Origin of the sequence: Streptomyces sp. NPDC047886 (genome assembly GCF_043204435.1) — a bacterium.
Taxonomy (GTDB): domain Bacteria; phylum Actinomycetota; class Actinomycetes; order Streptomycetales; family Streptomycetaceae; genus Streptomyces.
Map to the genome: position 1 here is coordinate 59673 of NZ_JBIDCF010000004.1, position 15233 is coordinate 74905.

13 protein-coding genes are annotated in these 15233 nt (G+C 73.9%); 3 read left to right on the plus strand and 10 right to left on the minus strand.

Annotated elements, in window-relative coordinates:
* Positions 1 to 29: 29 nt before the first annotated feature.
* The 4 genes from ACGF5U_RS15305 to ACGF5U_RS15320 form a co-directional block, all read right to left on the minus strand.
* Entirely contained in the window at positions 30 to 479 is a 450-nt protein-coding gene (locus ACGF5U_RS15305) for a hypothetical protein (protein ID WP_392714506.1), read from the minus strand.
* 311 nt (positions 480 to 790) lie between these two features.
* The gene (locus tag ACGF5U_RS15310; RefSeq protein ID WP_392714507.1) at positions 791 to 1717 is read right to left on the minus strand and encodes a hypothetical protein; all 927 of its coding nucleotides are present in this window, start codon (positions 1715 to 1717) and stop codon (positions 791 to 793) included.
* Positions 1718 to 1830: 113 nt separating this feature from the next.
* Positions 1831 to 2553, minus strand: coding sequence for an HAD family hydrolase (locus ACGF5U_RS15315; RefSeq protein WP_392714508.1), 723 nt, complete (start codon positions 2551 to 2553; stop codon positions 1831 to 1833).
* A gap of 159 nt (positions 2554 to 2712) precedes the next feature.
* A complete protein-coding gene (locus ACGF5U_RS15320) occupies positions 2713 to 3195 on the minus strand; it encodes an Lrp/AsnC family transcriptional regulator (RefSeq protein ID WP_392714509.1) in 483 nt (160 codons plus the stop codon).
* 359 nt (positions 3196 to 3554) lie between these two features.
* Between ACGF5U_RS15320 and ACGF5U_RS15325 the strand changes: the two genes are divergently transcribed.
* Positions 3555 to 5171 carry an FUSC family protein gene (locus tag ACGF5U_RS15325; protein ID WP_392714510.1) on the plus strand — a complete coding sequence of 539 codons (1617 nt, stop codon included), beginning with the start codon at positions 3555 to 3557 and terminating at the stop codon, positions 5169 to 5171.
* Between the two features lie 155 nt (positions 5172 to 5326).
* Positions 5327 to 6340: a lactonase family protein gene (locus tag ACGF5U_RS15330; protein ID WP_392714707.1), complete on the plus strand. Its 1014-nt coding sequence runs from the start codon at positions 5327 to 5329 to the stop codon at positions 6338 to 6340.
* Positions 6341 to 6635: 295 nt separating this feature from the next.
* On the opposite strand, the gene ACGF5U_RS15335 is transcribed toward ACGF5U_RS15330, so the two are convergent.
* The 6 genes from ACGF5U_RS15335 to ACGF5U_RS15360 all read right to left on the minus strand — a co-directional run bounded on the left by ACGF5U_RS15335 (position 6636) and on the right by ACGF5U_RS15360 (position 13289).
* The gene (locus ACGF5U_RS15335) at positions 6636 to 7556 is read right to left on the minus strand and encodes a sirohydrochlorin chelatase (RefSeq protein ID WP_392714511.1); all 921 of its coding nucleotides are present in this window, start codon (positions 7554 to 7556) and stop codon (positions 6636 to 6638) included.
* Between the two features lie 88 nt (positions 7557 to 7644).
* Positions 7645 to 8775: an N-acetylglucosamine kinase gene (locus ACGF5U_RS15340; protein WP_392714512.1), complete on the minus strand. Its 1131-nt coding sequence runs from the start codon at positions 8773 to 8775 to the stop codon at positions 7645 to 7647.
* Entirely contained in the window at positions 8772 to 9449 is a 678-nt protein-coding gene (locus ACGF5U_RS15345; RefSeq protein WP_392714513.1) for a uracil-DNA glycosylase, read from the minus strand. The genes ACGF5U_RS15340 and ACGF5U_RS15345 overlap by 4 nt, the downstream gene beginning before the upstream one ends.
* Before the next feature lie 34 nt (positions 9450 to 9483).
* Positions 9484 to 10569: a WD40/YVTN/BNR-like repeat-containing protein gene (locus tag ACGF5U_RS15350; RefSeq protein WP_392714514.1), complete on the minus strand. Its 1086-nt coding sequence runs from the start codon at positions 10567 to 10569 to the stop codon at positions 9484 to 9486.
* A gap of 231 nt (positions 10570 to 10800) precedes the next feature.
* Entirely contained in the window at positions 10801 to 12162 is a 1362-nt protein-coding gene (locus ACGF5U_RS15355) for an FAD-dependent oxidoreductase (RefSeq protein ID WP_392714515.1), read from the minus strand.
* Between the two features lie 449 nt (positions 12163 to 12611).
* Complete coding sequence (locus ACGF5U_RS15360) at positions 12612 to 13289, minus strand: DUF305 domain-containing protein (protein WP_392714708.1); 678 nt, start codon at positions 13287 to 13289, stop codon at positions 12612 to 12614.
* Between the two features lie 176 nt (positions 13290 to 13465).
* On the opposite strand from ACGF5U_RS15360, the gene ACGF5U_RS15365 reads away from it, so the two are divergent.
* Positions 13466 to 14980 carry an LVIVD repeat-containing protein gene (locus ACGF5U_RS15365; protein ID WP_392714516.1) on the plus strand — a complete coding sequence of 505 codons (1515 nt, stop codon included), beginning with the start codon at positions 13466 to 13468 and terminating at the stop codon, positions 14978 to 14980.
* Positions 14981 to 15233 lie beyond the last annotated feature (253 nt).

Here is a 15233-nt window from a genome sequence, read left to right on the forward strand (position 1 = left end):
GGGAAACAGCCGTCACATCGGAGGGACGTTCACCCGGCAGCGTGCCCGGAACTGGGACCGGAACCCGCACCCGCACCTGAACCGGAATCGGGGCGGGAAGCGGAACGGGTACCGGTACCGCGACCGTCGCAGATGCGGGCGCCGACGGTGAACACGACGACCGCGGGGACGGCCGCCAGGGCGACGGCCAGGATCTCGGCCTCTAGCCGGTCCAGCGGCCCCCTGAACCGGTCGACCAGGTGGAACATCGTGAAGAAGCCCACCACCGAGCCGACCAGAAGTGCCGGATACCGGCCCCGGTAGTGGTCATGGAGCACCACCGTGAGGAACATCGCCGCGGGAAGACCCACCGGGATCTCCGCGTCGTCCACCCAGAGACGCACGAAGTACGACACTCCGAGGCAGAGCCACACGGCTCCCAGCAGCCGCAGGGCGAGGCCCAGTCCCAGCGGCCGTCCGTCCGGCCCGCGCTTCGTCATCGCGACCGTCCGTTTCGGCTCCGCATGGCTGCACCCTCTGTCGTGTCGTGTTCCTGCCCGTGCCGGGGCCGTGCCCGGTCCGCCCGTGGTCCGTCGGCGTCCCTCGGCGCCCTGGCGTCCGTCCCGCGGGCGACCCGGCGTGCGGCGTCCCGGCGGCCGATCATAGCCAGCCCCCGCCGCCGTCCCGCCCCGCGCCGAAAGAGGCCGGACAACGCGGGAACCCGGCACCACAGCCGGGCCTGTCGCCCCGCACGGGGCGCCGCGTGACCGCGGCCGGCCCCCACGTCGTACCCGGCGTGGGCGAGACGGGGTCAGCCGAGGTAGACGCGGCCCGCGGCGATCGGGCGCTGGGCCACCGTGCGCGCGGTCGAGGAGTTGACGCTCCAGCGGTAGCCGGCGAAGAGCTTCGTGGTGGCGTCCGCGTAGAACACCATGTGCCCGTAGCCGGCGCCGTTGTGCTCCGTCCACTCCGGCGTCCCGCCGGGCCTCTCCTCGATACGGGTGTCGGGGAAGCCCCGGTAGGTCGCCTCGGCGGTCTCGGAGGCGGACGGGTTGCCGTGCGGGTCGCTGGTGCAGTCGATGATCTCGAACACGTAGGGGATGACGTTGCTGCCGACCTGGCTGTCCGCCGCCGACGCCCATGTCCCCTTGCGCTGACGGATCATGACGATGTGCCCGGTGTACGGAGTGGTGGTGGCCGTCGGGTCGTAGTCGAAGGCGACCAGGTCCCCGGGGCGGAGGTTGACCGGCTTCGTGACGCCGGTGAAGCGCGGGATGTTCGCCGCGTTCGCGAAGCCCTCCCGGAACTTCTCGGCCGTCGGGTAGAGCTTGCCGGGCTCCGTGTTGAAGTACTGGCTGAAGTACTCGCGGGTGGCCCATCCGTAGGCCGTTCCCGTGCCGTACGCGCGCTGCAGGACCAGAGTCAGGAACGACGAGCACTGGGCGAGTACGGAGAACTGCTCCGGGTGGCCGGGCGCGCCCCAGTTCACGAAGGAGTTCTCACCGTCGAACTCCCCGGCCGACTTGTACCGGTTGGCGTTGTCGCTCCAGGGGCGCGTCCGCAGGTAGTCGATCAGGGTCTCGGCCTCGATCTGGTGCGGCAGCTTGAGCTGGTACGGGCTCGGCGGCGGCACCTCGGCGGCGGCGGCGGTGCCCGAGGCCGAGCCGGCGATCAGCGCGGCGCCCGCACCGGCGGTGCCGGCCAGCAGCCCTCTGCGGCTCAGTCGCTCACGGTCCATGGAAGGCCCCCCAGGGTTTGTCGGCCGGTCGGCGGCCGAGCGGAACTCAGTCGGTCACCGCCAGCGGATGATCATCGATGCTCGCGCATCCTAGAACAGGCGGCCGAAACGCGTCACCTCCCCGGAACCGTCCGCCGCCTGGCGAACTCGTACGCCACGCCCGCCGTGAACTCCGACTGCCCGCCCCGGAACAGCAGGCCCGCCCGCGCGAACGCCGGGTGGTCGGCCGTGCCCGGCACGTACGGTACGGCGATGCAGCGCATCCCCGCCGCGTGCGCCGCCGCGGCGCCGGGCGGCGCGTCCTCCAGCACGACACAGGCCGCCGGGTCGGCGCCGAGCCGGCGGGCGGCCTCCAGGAAGACGTCGGGCTCGGGCTTGCCGCGCTCGACCTCCTCGGCGGAGACCAGCACGGAGAAGTAGGTGTCGAGTCCCGTGCCCGCGAGCACCGCGTCGATCGCGGCGGGCGACGAACCGGACGCCACGGCCATCGGTACGCCCTCGCCGTGCAGCCGCTCCACGAACGCCCGCATCTCCGGGAAGGCCGTGGTGGAGGCGCGCGCCAGCTCCAGGTAGTGGGCGTTCTTGCCGGCCAGCAGCTCGTCGAGCGGTGCGTCGATGCCGTACTCGGTCCTCAGCGCGAGCAGCGTCTCGCGCGTCCCGATGCCGATGAAGTCCGTGTGCCGCTCCCAGCCGAAGTCCGTCACGCCGTAGCGGCGCAGGACGCGGCGGCCCGCCTCGTAGTAGTTCGGCTCGCTGTCGACCAGCGTGCCGTCCAGATCGAAGATCACGGCCAGGTCGGCGGTCGTGTTCCCGGGTGTGCCCATGGGGTCCGGCATGGGTCCAGCATGCCAAGGAGCCGCCGGTCGTCGGCAGGGCCGGTCCGCCCGCGGTCGCGTCGGCACGGCCGGTCCGCCCCGGTGGTCCGGTTCAGCGCGGGGCGCTGTCCGGTTCCGTGCGGGGTGCTGTCCGGTTCAGCGCGGGGCGCTGTGTCCCGTTCAGCGCTGGGCCCTGGACGCCCGCCCCACGGCCTCCACGAGCGGCAGCAGCCGGTGCGGCACCCGCTCGCGCAGTGCCATCTCGGTCCGGGTGCGCACCACACCGGGCAGTTGGATCAGCCGCTGGATCACATCCTCCAGATGGCCGTTGTCCCTGGCCACCACGCGCGTCAGCAGATCCCCGCCGCCCGTGATCGAGAACGCCTCCACGATCTCCGGTACGGCGGCCAGCGCGTCGCCCACCTCGTCCAGGTGGCCCTGGGTCACCTCGATGTGGACGAAGGCGAGCACCGGGTGCCCGAGCGCGGCGGGGGAGAGGTAGGGGCCGGTGCCGGTGATCACGCCGTCCCGTTCCAGGCGGTCCAGACGCGCCTGGAGCGTGCCGCGCGCGATGCCCAGGATGCGCGCGTACTCGCGCACGCTGGTGCGGGGCTGCTCGATGAGCAGCCGAAGGATGCGGGTGTCGAGCTCATCCACCGGCATGGTCCGTCCGCCTCCTTCCCGTCGCTCCGACCGTACCAATGGCTCAGCCGCGCAGGCGTGGGCAGGGCCGACCGCCGGGGAGCAGGAGGCGAACGCTCGCGGTGGTGCGCACCCTGCCGCGGTGCCCGAACCCGGCTCGGGCGCTTCGGGCTGGACCGTTGGCCTGTGCAATGGTCATGATCCACGGATTTCACCGGGCCACTGGTCCAGTGGTTCGAGGGCCGCTTGAGCCACTGGGGCACCGGATGCTCTCATGGGGGAGTCGATGGCGCTGCGGACCTCCGCGGCGCCTTTTTCATGCCAGAACGTCGCTGGACCGTCGCAAGAACGTCCACAGGGCGCCGAAGGGGTGGGAAGCAGTGCTGAAGAGGGTGTTCGTGGCTCCGGACCCGGGCCTGCTGCGGCTGCGCAGCGCCGTACGGTCCGTCCTCGGTGTCGGCCTGGCCGTGCTCGTGTGCGCCGTCACCGGTCACGATCTGAACGCGGTCATCACCGGTGGCCTCGCCGCGCTCCTCGCCCTCTTCACGGTCACCGACCCCACGGTCCGGGGCCAGGCCGTCACCACCGCGCTGCTGCCCGCCGTGGGACTTCCGGTGCTCGCCGTCGCCGCCCTGCTGCACGATGTCCCGCTCGCCCGTGACCTGGCGTTCGTCGCCGTGGCGGGCGCTGGGGTGTACGCCAGGCGCTGGGGGCCGCGCGGCCACGCCCTGGGCGTCTTCGCGTTCATGACGTTCTTCGTGACGCAGTTCCTGCGTACGGTCCCCGAGCAGCTCCCCGAGCTGTACTCCGCCGTCGCCCTGGCCCTGCTGGCCTCGTCCGCGGTCCGCTTCGGCGTCTGGTGCTACGAGCGCCGACTGCCGGCGCCCGCCGCCGCTCCTGCCCCCGGCGGCAGGGGGCTGGCGCGGGCGACCACCCGGCAGGCGGTCCAGGTGGCCGTGGCGGCCGGGTTCGCCCTCGCCGTGGGCCAGGCCCTGTCCCAGGAGCGCTGGTACTGGGCCGTCGGCGCCGCCTGGTGGATCTTCGTCAACACCACCTCGCGCGGCGAGACCCTCGTCAGGGGCTTCCGCCGCGTACTGGGCACGGTCATCGGCATCGGTGCCGGGCTGCTCGTCGCCGTGCCCCTGCAGGGCGCGGTGGCGCCCACCGCCGCCCTCGTCGCGGTGTGCGTGTTCGGGATCTTCTACTCCGCCCCCGTGTCGTACAGCTGGATGATGCTCGCGGTGACCGTGATGGTCGCCCTCCTGTACGGACTGCTGGGGGTGCTGGAGCCCGGTCTCCTGGTGCTGCGCCTCGCGGAGACCGGTGTCGGCGCGGCGGGCGCGGCCCTGGCGGTGGCGTTCGTGCTGCCGATCACCACCCACGCCGCCACCAACGCCTGGATCGAGCGCGCGCTGCGCGGCGTGCACGGCTGCACCACGGCCGCCGCCCGCCGCCTCGCCGGTGACCCGGACGCCGATCCCGCGCCGCTCGCCGCCGAGCTGGAGGCGGTGCTCGGCCGTGCGCGGCTGTCGCTGGCCCCGCTCGTGCACCCCCTCAGTCCGCTACGCGCCCGGAAGGCCCGCGCCCGCCAGGTGCTCGCCCTGCTGGACGCCTGCGCCCGCGAGGTGCGCGGCCTCGCGTCCGTGGCGGCCGACCCGCAGGCGTCGCACGACGCACGCCTCGCGGCCGCGTGCTGGCGCGTCGAGGCCGCCGTACAGGCGCTGGTCTCGCCCGGTACGGAGCCAGGGGCCCGGTCCGGCGCGGAGCCGGGCACCTCGCCCGCCGCGGAGCCCGGCACCCGGTACGGTGCGGAGCCCGCCGTCCCGGTCGAGGCTTCGGCGACACCCTCCGTTCCGGCGGCGTCCCCCGCACCGGCCGCAGCGCACCACCCGGGCGCGGACGCGGCGCTGCACCACCTGCACGGACTGGAGCGGGTCCTCATGGAACTCGCCACGCCGCTGCACACCTCCCCGCGCTCGCCGCTGGTCCGTTCCTGACCGTTCCCGCCCGTTGGTCTAGACCGCCTGCTACCGTCGGCCGCACCGAAGGACGGTCGGTGTCGACGGAGAGGGGCAACGCGGTGGCGCGGCAACCCGAGGACCAGGGCGGCAGGCGGGGCAGGGCGGGCGCGGCACGGCCCGTACGCGCCTTCATCGGCTCCTACACATCGGCGGGCGGCCGGGGTGTCGCCGCCGCGAACGTCGACCCCGAGACGGGCGCCCTGACGCCGACCGGTGGGTCCGACGCGCTCGCCGACCCGTCGTTCCTCGCCACCGGCCCGGACGGAGCCCTGCTGTACGCGGTCTCCGAGACCGACGAGGGCACCGTCGCCGCGTTCGACGTCAGCGGCCCGGTGCCCCGTCTCCTGGGCCACCCGGCACCGGTGCGGGGCGCCGCACCGACCCATCTGTCGCTGGCCGCCGGGCACGTGCTGACCGCCAACTACGGCTCCGGCAGCGTGAGCGCCCTCCCTCTCGGCCCCGACGGCGCGCCGGCCGCCGCGACCGGGCTGCTCCGCCACCGGGGCGCGGGGCCCGACCCCGAGCGTCAGCTCGGCCCGCACGCCCACCAGGTGCTGCCCGCCCCCGGCGGGCGCTGGATCCTCGGGGTGGACCTCGGCACCGACTGCGTACGCGTGTGCGCGCTCGACCCCGCGACCGGCGGGCTCGCCGTCCACGGGGAGACCGCGCTGCGCCCGGGTACCGGCCCCCGCCACCTGGCGTTCCACCCGTCGGGCGGCCACGTCTACGTGCTCGGCGAGCTGGAGCCGGTGCTGACCGTCTGCCGCTGGGACGGCGACACGGGCGTCCTGGAGCCCGTCGGCGAGGTCCCGCTCGCCCCGGCCGGCACCTCGGGGCGCGGTTACCCGTCGGCGGTCGTCGTGGCCCCCGACGGACGGTTCGTCTGGGTCGCCGTGCGCGGCGACGACACCATCACCGTCCTGACCCTGGACGAGACGGGCGAGAAGGCCGCCCAGGCCGCCGCGGTGCCCTGCGGAGGCCGTTGGCCCCGGGACCTCGCCCGCGACCCCGCAGGCGGGCGGCTGTACGCCGCGAACGAGCGCTCCGGCGACGTGACCTGGTTCGATGTCGACCCGGAGACCGGGGTGCCCACCCGGGGCGGCTCGCTGGCGTTCCCGGCCGCCTCCTGCGTGGTCTTCGCCTGACCGACCGCGCCGTCGGCACGGAACGGGCCCGCACCGCGATGCGCGGTGCGGGCCCTTCGGCGCCACACGGAACACCGGACGTCGCCCACTGGCGCTCGAACGCCGAACGGGAGACGTGCGTACGTCCAACCGGGAGCGGCGTACCCCGAACCGTGGCCGGCGTACGTCCCACCCAGGCCGGCGCGCGTCGAACCGGGGCTTGAGCGCCGGACCGGCCAAGGGCCGGAGCATGCCGAACGGGGGCGCGGAACGCCCGGTGCCCCGGTCGCCGAACGCGGGACGGGACGGGGCGCCGTCAGCGGACGGGCGCGCCCTGGGGCTGCTGCGGGATGCCGAGCGCCGTCGCGTACTGCGACAGCACCAGCTTGCCGACCGCCGGGTACGCGCCGAGCGGCTCGGCGACCGCGCAGTCCGCCTCCTTGGCCGCCGCGTCCAGCAGCCCCTCGGTCAGCTCGGGGCCGACCAGGTACGGCGCCAGCGCGAGCTGCGCCGAACCGGCGCCGCGCAGCTGCTCCGCCACGGCGGCGACCGAGCCCTCCTGGTCCAGGGCGGCGGCCATCACGGGCACGGCGAGCCGCGCGGCCAGCAGCATGCCGGTGATGCCGGCCGCCTGCACGGCCTCGTCGCCGCCCACCGTCGCGAGGACGATGCCGTCGGCGGCGGTGGCGACGGTGAACAGCCGGGCGCGGTCGGCGCGGGCCAGACCGGCCTCCGACAGCCGCACGTGCAGCGCCTCGGCGAGCAGCGGGTGGGGGCCGAGGACATCGGTCAGCTCGGCGGCGGCGCCGCTGTCCGCGACGGCCTGCTGTATGCGGCCCATCAGGGCGCTGTCGGGGCCGGCGAGCAGCGGCACCACGACGGCGGCGGGGCCCTCGGGCTCGGCGGCCTCGCGGCCAGCGGCCAGGGCCAGCTCGTACCGCTCCACGCGCAGCGCGGCGGCCTGCTTCAGGACCGTCGTCAGAGAGGCGTACTCGGTGTCGTCGCCGTCGAGGAAGCCGATCGCGGCCTCAAGGCCGGGCAGCTCGGCGCGAGCGATGCTCACGAGCTCTTCCGCCAGGCTGCGGACGGCGGTGGAAGGGGTGCCGGGAACAGCGAGAACGAGCGCGGGCGCGCCCTCGGGAGCCGCCACGGGTTCCGGGCGACGGTGTCGCCCGGACTGGCGGGGTCGCGGCATTCGTACAGGCAGGCCGGAAGCGGGCCCAGTGGGGGAGCTCATGGCGCCGCATGCTACTGGTTTTGTCCGCCTCGCTGTTCGGGGAGGGGGCATTCACGCGCCCTATACCCTGCTTTGTCCGTTCAGTCCGTTAACCTCGGTATACATCGAGCATGCCCGGCTCGATCGGCAGGCGCAGCGTGTCCGTGGCGAGCGCCGCCGCGACGACCAGCGCCCCTGACAGCGGGTCACCAGCCGCCGACACCGGCCGCCCGTACGGCAGTTGCCGTTCGAACTCGGCCCGCAGCGGTACGAGCAGCGGCTCACCCAGCTTCAACAACCCGCCGGTCAGGGCCACTCGACCCGCGTCGCCGCTCTTCGGGTGGACGGCGACCGCGGCTTCCGCGATGTGCCGCGCGGCCCGCGCGAGGATCTCGGCGGACACCGGGTCGCGGTCGGCGCACCGGGCGACCTCGGGCGCGAACGAGGCGAGAACGGCGGGCCGGTCGGTGCGCGGGTAGAGCTGCCCCGGAAGCCCCGACACGGGACCGAACAGCGCCTCCGCGCGGGCGAGCAGCGCCGTCGAGCCGCCGCGCCGCCCGTCGTGGGCGCGCAGCGCCGCGTCGAGGCCGGCACGGCCGATCCAGGCGCCGCTGCCGCAGTCGCCGAGCAGGTGCCCCCAGCCGTCCGCGCGGCGCCACCGCGACAGGTCGGTGCCGAGAGCGATCAGGCCCGTGCCCGCCGCGACCACGGCACCCGGACACTGCCCGAGCGCCCCGGCGTACGCCGTCACGGCGTCCGCGGCGAGCGCGAGGCGCCGCACGCCCAGCCGCCGCGCGAGCTCTCCGGGCAGCACGCCGCGCAGGTCGTCACCGAGCGACGTCATCCCGGCGGCTCCGACGGCCACGGCGTCGAGGTGTGCCGCCCCGCCGTGCCCGGCGCCGGACCGCTCCGCCCCCGCGTCCGCCGTCCCGGCGTCCTGCGCCCCCGAGTCCTGCGCCCCCGCGTCCTGCGCCCCCGCGTCGGCCAAGAGCCGTTCGGCGGCCGGAACCAGCAGGTCCAGCAACGCCTTCGCGTCGATTCCGCCCGGCCCGGTCGGCACCGCCCCGTCGAACGCCACGCTCCCGAGGGTCTCCGGGACCGGCGCCCCGGTATCGCCGCCAGGTCGCCGGCCGCCCGGGACCTGCCCGGCGGTCGCCAGGGCCACGCGCAGGCCCGAGCCGCCGGAGTCGACGCCCAACACCCGTACGCGCCGCCGCGACTCCGCCGGGCCGGTGGTCACGGCAGGCGCCAGTCGACCGGTTGCGCTCCCTGCCGCGTCAACAGCTCGTTCGTACGGCTGAACGGCCGCGAGCCGAAGAAGCCCCGGTCCGCCGACATGGGCGAGGGATGCGCCGACTCGATCGCCGGGATGTCACCGAGCAGCGGGCGCAGATTGCGGGCGTCACGCCCCCACAACACCGCCACCAGCGGCTTGCCGCGCGCCGCCAGGGCGCGGATGGCCTGCTCGGTCACCTCCTCCCACCCCTTGCCCCGATGCGCGGCCGGCTTACGCGGTGCCGTTGTCAGCGCCCGGTTGAGGAGCAGGACCCCCTGCCGCGTCCAGGGCGTCAGATCGCCGTTGGACGGCCGGGGCAGCCCCAGGTCCGCGTGGAGTTCCCGGAAGATGTTCTCCAGGCTCCCCGGCAGCGGCCGCACGTCGGGGGCGACGGAGAAGCTCAGCCCCACCGCGTGCCCCGGCGTGGGGTACGGGTCCTGTCCGACGATCAGGACCCGCACGTCGTCGAACGGCTGCTGGAACGCCCGCAGCACATTCGGCCCCGCCGGTAGGTAGGTCCGCCCCGCGGCGATCTCCGTTCGGAGGAAGTCGCCCATCGCCGCGATGCGTTCGGCCACGGGAGCCAGGGCGTCGGCCCAGCCCGGCTCCACGATTTCTTTCAAAGGTCGCGCTGCCACGGCCGTCACTCTACTGGCGCAACGGCTGCCTCCCTCACACCATCACCGCGGCCCGCACGCACAGCACATCGGGCAGGTGCGAGGCGAGCAACCGCCAGCTGTCGCCGTCGTCGCCGCTCGCGTACACCTCGCCGTTGCGGTTGCCGAAGTACACGCCCGTGGGATCCGCGCCGTCCACGCACATCGCGTCCCGCAGCACCGTGCCGTAGTGCTCGTCCTCGGGCAGCCCCGCCGACAGGGCCTCCCAGCTGCCGCCCGCGTCACTCGTACGGAAGACACGGCACCGCCGCTCCGCCGGCACCCGGTCCGTGTCGGCCGTGATCGGGAAGACGTACGCCACATCGGCGCGGTGCGGATGCGCGACGGCCGCGAACCCGAAGTCGGACGGCAGCCCCGCGCCGATGTCGGTCCAGTGGACGCCCCCGTCGTCGCTGCGGTACACGCCCCAGTGGTTCTGGAGGTACAGCCGGTCGGGATCGCCCGCGTCCTGCGCGATCTTGTGCACGCACTGGCCGAACTTCGGATGCTGGTCCGGGAGGAACACCGCCGCCACCCCGTCGTTGGACGGGGACCAGGTGTGCCCGCCGTCCGTGGTGCGGAACACCCCCGCGGACGACACGGCGACCGTCACCACGTCAGGGTCACGGGGATCGGTGACCACCGTGTGGAGGGCCGCGCCGCCGCCGCCCGGCGCCCACTGCCCCCGCGTCGGGTGCTCCCAGAGCGGTCGCACCAGGTCGAACGTCTCCCCGTCGTCCGTCGAACGGAACAGCGCGGCCGGCTCGGTGCCCGCGTACACGATGCCCGGAGCGGCCGGCCCGGCCGGCTGCAGCTGCCAGACGCGCTCCAGCGAAGCACCCGTGTCCTGCGGGAACTTGACGGCCGGTTTCGGCGGCTCGGTCCAGGTCGCACCGAGGTCGTCGGAGTGGAACACCGACGGCCCCCAGTGGGAACTGTCCCCGCCGACGAGCAGCCGGGGCACGGTCCGGCGCGTGTCGATCCCGATGGAGTACACGGCCTGCGCGTTGAACCGCGGGCCCTCGAACTCCCATCGCCCGCCGCGCCTGCGGCCGATGAAGAGCCCCTTGCGTGTGCCTACGGTCAGTAGTACGTCGGTCATCGCCCGATACCTCCAGGACACCGTTGTCTGGGATACGGGCCAGTCTGCACCCACCCACTGACAACGGCGCATCAAGCGGGCGTCACCCCAGCTCAGCGCCGGTGTCGACGCGCAGGCGCGCCCAGCCCCGACGCGTCCCGGCCGCCGCCGTCGTCCTCGTAGACGGCGACCTTTCGGGCGACGGGCTGGTACAGGGCGTGATCGGCCGTGAATACAGGGCGGCCGGGCGCGTCAGCGGCCGCCGAGCGCCGCGCCCAGCAGTCCCCGCCAGTCCGGGATCTTCACCGAGCCCCGGCCGAGCGACCGGCCGAGCGCCTCCTCTGCGCGCTCGATGGCCAGCCAACCGGGCCACTCCACGGGTTGCAGCCCCGACGCCCGCAGCGCCGCCGCCGGATCGTCGGCGATCTCCCGCCGCACGAGCAGATGAGCGTCCGCGAGCAGGGAGCCGGCCGTCTCCTTGGCGCACGGCCGGTTGGTGCCGATCACGCCCGTGGGGCCGCGCTTGATCCAGCCCGCCACGTACTCGCCGGGCGACGGCTCCCCGTCGCGCAGGACCCGCCCGGCCGCGTGCGGCACGGTCCCGCGCGCCTCGTCGAACGGAAGCCCGGGGATCGGCACGCCGCGGTAGCCGACAGCCCGCAGCACCAGCTCCGCCGCGACCTCCTCGTACGCGCCGGTGCCCCGTACACCGCCCGTACCGTCCGGCACGGTCCGCTCGAAACGCACCCCGGCCACCCGCCCGGCCTCGCCCAGCACCTCGACGGGCCGCAGGAAGAACCGCAGCCGGATCGTCCGCTCGGCCGCCGTCCGCGCACCGTCGTCCGCCGCCTCGGCCCAGCCGCGCACCACCTCGACATTGCGCCGGTTGACCGCCGGAAGCCCGGAAGGATCGGCGTACGCGGGGTCGAGCGCCAGATCGGCGGGCTCGACCGCCACCCGGGCCCCGGGCAGGGCGCCCAGTTCGCGCAGCTCCTTCGTGGTGAACCTGGCCTGCGAAGGGCCGCGCCTGCCGACCATGTGCACCTCGCGCACCCCGCTCGCCGCGAGCGCGTCCAGCGCGTCCTGCGGCACGTCGGTGGCGCGCAGCTCCTCAGGGCCCCGCGCCAGGATGCGCGTGACGTCGACGGCCACGTTGCCCACGCCGATCACGACGGCCGACCGCCCGCCGAGCGTGAAACCGTTGTCGGCGGCGTCGGGGTGGGCGCTGTACCAGGACACGAAGTCGGTGGCCGAGTAGCTCCCGGCGAGATCCTCGCCCGGCACGCCGAGCCGCCGGTCACGGGCGGCACCGACGCAGTAGACGACCGCGTGGTAGAGGTCCAGCAGCCGTTCGGGTGACACCCCGCCCGGCCCGCCCACGGTGACGTTGCCGATGAAGTCGACGCCCTCGTGCTCCAGGACCGCGCGCAGATTGCCCTGGAGTGACTTGATCTTCTCGTGATCGGGTGCGACGCCGTAGCGCACCAGACCGTAGGGGCAGGGCAGCCGGTCCAGGATGTGCACCTGGACGCCCGGCACGGCGGTCTGCTCGACCAGCGACTGGGCGGTGTAGACCCCGCTCGGCCCGGATCCGACGACGGCGACTCGAAGCACGTCTGAGCTCCTTCCCGGAGAATCCCAGCATCGCACCGGAGCGACCGGCACGGGAGGGGGCCGACCGTCCCCCGGCCCCCGGCACCCGCCCGCGGGCGCACCCACCACACACCCGACCCGGCCCCGAGTCGCGGGACCAACGGACGGCAACCGGCCGTGCCCCCGCCGCACCGGCCGCGCCCTGCCTGACCAGCCGCCGGCGCACCGGCCGCGCCCTGCCTGACCAGCCGCCGGCGCTGTTGCCGCGCCCTGCCTGACCAGCCGCCGTCGCACCGGCCGCCCTGCCAGACCAGGCCCAGCCCAGCCCCCGCCGGACCGGCCGCCCCCGCCACACCGCCGCCCCCCCCGCCACACCAGCCGCCCCCGCCACACCGGTGGCGCCGGGCGGCGAAGGGCGAGGCGGGCCCCCGGGCCCCGGGCACCCAGGCCCCCGGGCACCCGGGTGGTGGTCACATCGAGCGCATACGGTTGATCTCGGCCGTCTGCTGGGCGATCACGTCGTTCGCCATCTCCTCCACCTGGACGTTGTTGCCCTGGGACAGCACGTCCGTGGCCATGGTGACGGCGCCCTCGTGATGGGTGATCATCAGCTTCAGGAACAGCTCGTCGAATGCCGTGCCCCGCGCCGCGCGCAACTGCGCCAACTGTGCTTCCGTGGCCATTCCGGGCATCGTGCCGTGGTCGTGGCCGCCGTGCTTCTTCGGGCCGCCGTTGGTTTTCAGCCATCCGTCCATCGCGTCGATCTCCGGCTTCTGCGCGACCGCGATGCGCTCCGCCAGCCGCTTGACCTGAGCCGACGAGGCCCGCTCGGCGGCGAGGCCGGTCATGGTCAGCGCCTGGCCGTGATGGACGATCATCATCTGCGTATACATGAAGTCCGCCGCGTTGGGCGTGTTGTCCGGGAGGGCCTTGGCGGCCTCCTCCGGCGACAGGGTGCGGGCCGGTTCGCCGGGCTTGCCGGGTGCTACGACGGAGGGCGCTCCGGTCGCCGCGGCCGCTCCGCTCCGCGGTTCGCCCTGCGAGCCGGCGGGTTCCGACTCGCAGGCGCTCAGGGCCAGTACGGCCGAAAGCGCCACCACGACCGTGACGGCTCCACGGACGCGCGCTGCCCTGCTGTGGTTCAACACGGCTACCTCCAGGGGGGACTTGATGGGGTGGGGTCCGTCCGGGTGCGCTGCGGGGGCTTCTTGATCGTGAAATTCCATGAAGTCCTTGTTGCCATCTGTTGAGATGTGCATGCAAGGGAAGATACTGCCGGGGTCCGTGACCCGTTCAACTACGAACGGATACAAGGGAGGACGCAGTGAGCTTGTTGCGCACGACTCGTGCACGGCGCAGACGTCTGGGTGTGGCCACCGCCGCCGCCGGACTGCTCGCCACCCTGCTGACGGCCGGGCCGGCGGCCGCCACGCCCGATCCCGGGGACTCGCCCGCCACCCAGGAGCAGATCTCCCCGCAGCAGGAAGCCGAAGCCACGGCCGCGATCCGAAGCGGCGAGATACCCGGTGTGGACGAGACGGTCCACAGCGGCAACATGACGCATGTCGCGAACATCCCGCGCTCGGCGTTCACGAGCGTCAACTCCGATCTGGCCTTCCAGGGCAGGTACGCCTTCGCCGGCAACTACGACGGTTTCCGGATCTTCGACATCAGCAACCCGAGGGCCCCCAAGAGCGTCGCCGAAGTGCTGTGCCCGGGCTCGCAGAACGACATCTCGGTCTACGGGAACCTGCTGTTCCTCTCCACCGACTCCTCGCGCAGCGACAACTCCTGCGCGAGCACGTCGCAGCCCGCGACGGAGAAGTCCTCCTGGGAGGGCATGAAGATCTTCGACATCAGCGACGTCCGCAACCCGAAGTACGTCGCCGCCGTCGAGACCGCCTGCGGCTCGCACACCCACTCCCTGGTGCCGAAGAAGAAGAACGTCTACATCTACGTCTCCTCCTACTCGCCCCGCGCGGACTTCCCCGACTGCCAGCCGCCGCACGACGGCATCTCGGTCATCAAGGTCCCGCTCTCCGCACCCGAGCGGGCGGCGGTCGTCTCCTTCCCCGTCCTGTTCCCCGGTGAGGGCCCCGACGGCGGCGGCAACCCGGGCGGGCCCACCAACCCGGGGGTCTCGAAGACCACCGGCTGCCACGACATCACCGTCCTGCCGTCCAAGAACCTGGCCGCCGGAGCCTGCATGGGCGACGGGATCCTGTTCTCCATCGAGGACCCCGAGAACCCCAAGGTCATCGACACCGTCCAGGACAACGTCAACTTCGCGTTCTGGCACTCCGCCACCTTCAACCAGAAGGCCGACAAGGTCGTCTTCACCGATGAGCTCGGCGGCGGCAGCGGGGCGACCTGCAACGAGGCCACGGGCCCGAACCGGGGCGCCGACGGCATCTACGACATCGTCGGCAAGGGCGACCAGCGCAAGCTGGTGTTCCGCAGCTACTTCAAGATCGACCGGCACCAGGCGGACACCGAGAACTGTGTCGCCCACAACGGCTCGCTGATCCCCGTCAAGGGCAGGGACATCATGGTCCAGGCCTGGTACCAGGGCGGTGTCTCGGTGTGGGAGTTCACGGACTCCGCCAAGCCCAGGGAGATCGCCTACTTCGAGCGCGGCCCCGCCACCACCGACCGCCTCACCACCGGCGGCTCCTGGTCCGCCTACTACTACAACGGCTACATCTACTCCAACGACATGCTCAAGGGCCTGGACGTGCTGAGGCTCGACGACCGTCGTACGGACGCGGCCAAGAAGGTGAGGATGCACCGGCTGAACGTCCAGACGCAGCCGGACTACCTGAGGGACTTCGCCCGCTGACGTCCATCTCCCCGGGGTTCCCGGGGATTCCCAAGGATTCCCAGGGGCCACCCGGTGGTGGTCGGGGATCCCCAGGGAGCGCCGTACGGGATCTTCACGGAGGCATGACGGCCGCGCACCTCGCGGCCGTCATGCCCCCGGGGGGGGGGGGGGGGGGCGGGGGCCCCCCCCCCCGCCCCCCGCGCCGCCCCCCCCCCCGCCGCCGCCCCACCCCCCCCCCCCCCCCCCCGCGCGGGCCCCGGGGCGGCGGGCG

Coding starts and splice junctions, on each gene's coding strand:
- ACGF5U_RS15305 (WP_392714506.1), bottom strand. CDS start 479: ATGACGAAGCGCGGGCCGGACGGACGGCCGCTGGGACTGGGCCTCGCC.
- ACGF5U_RS15310 (WP_392714507.1), bottom strand. CDS start 1,717: ATGGACCGTGAGCGACTGAGCCGCAGAGGGCTGCTGGCCGGCACCGCC.
- ACGF5U_RS15315 (WP_392714508.1), bottom strand. CDS start 2,553: ATGCCGGACCCCATGGGCACACCCGGGAACACGACCGCCGACCTGGCC.
- ACGF5U_RS15320 (WP_392714509.1), bottom strand. CDS start 3,195: ATGCCGGTGGATGAGCTCGACACCCGCATCCTTCGGCTGCTCATCGAG.
- ACGF5U_RS15335 (WP_392714511.1), bottom strand. CDS start 7,556: ATGAGCTCCCCCACTGGGCCCGCTTCCGGCCTGCCTGTACGAATGCCG.
- ACGF5U_RS15350 (WP_392714514.1), bottom strand. CDS start 10,569: ATGACCGACGTACTACTGACCGTAGGCACACGCAAGGGGCTCTTCATC.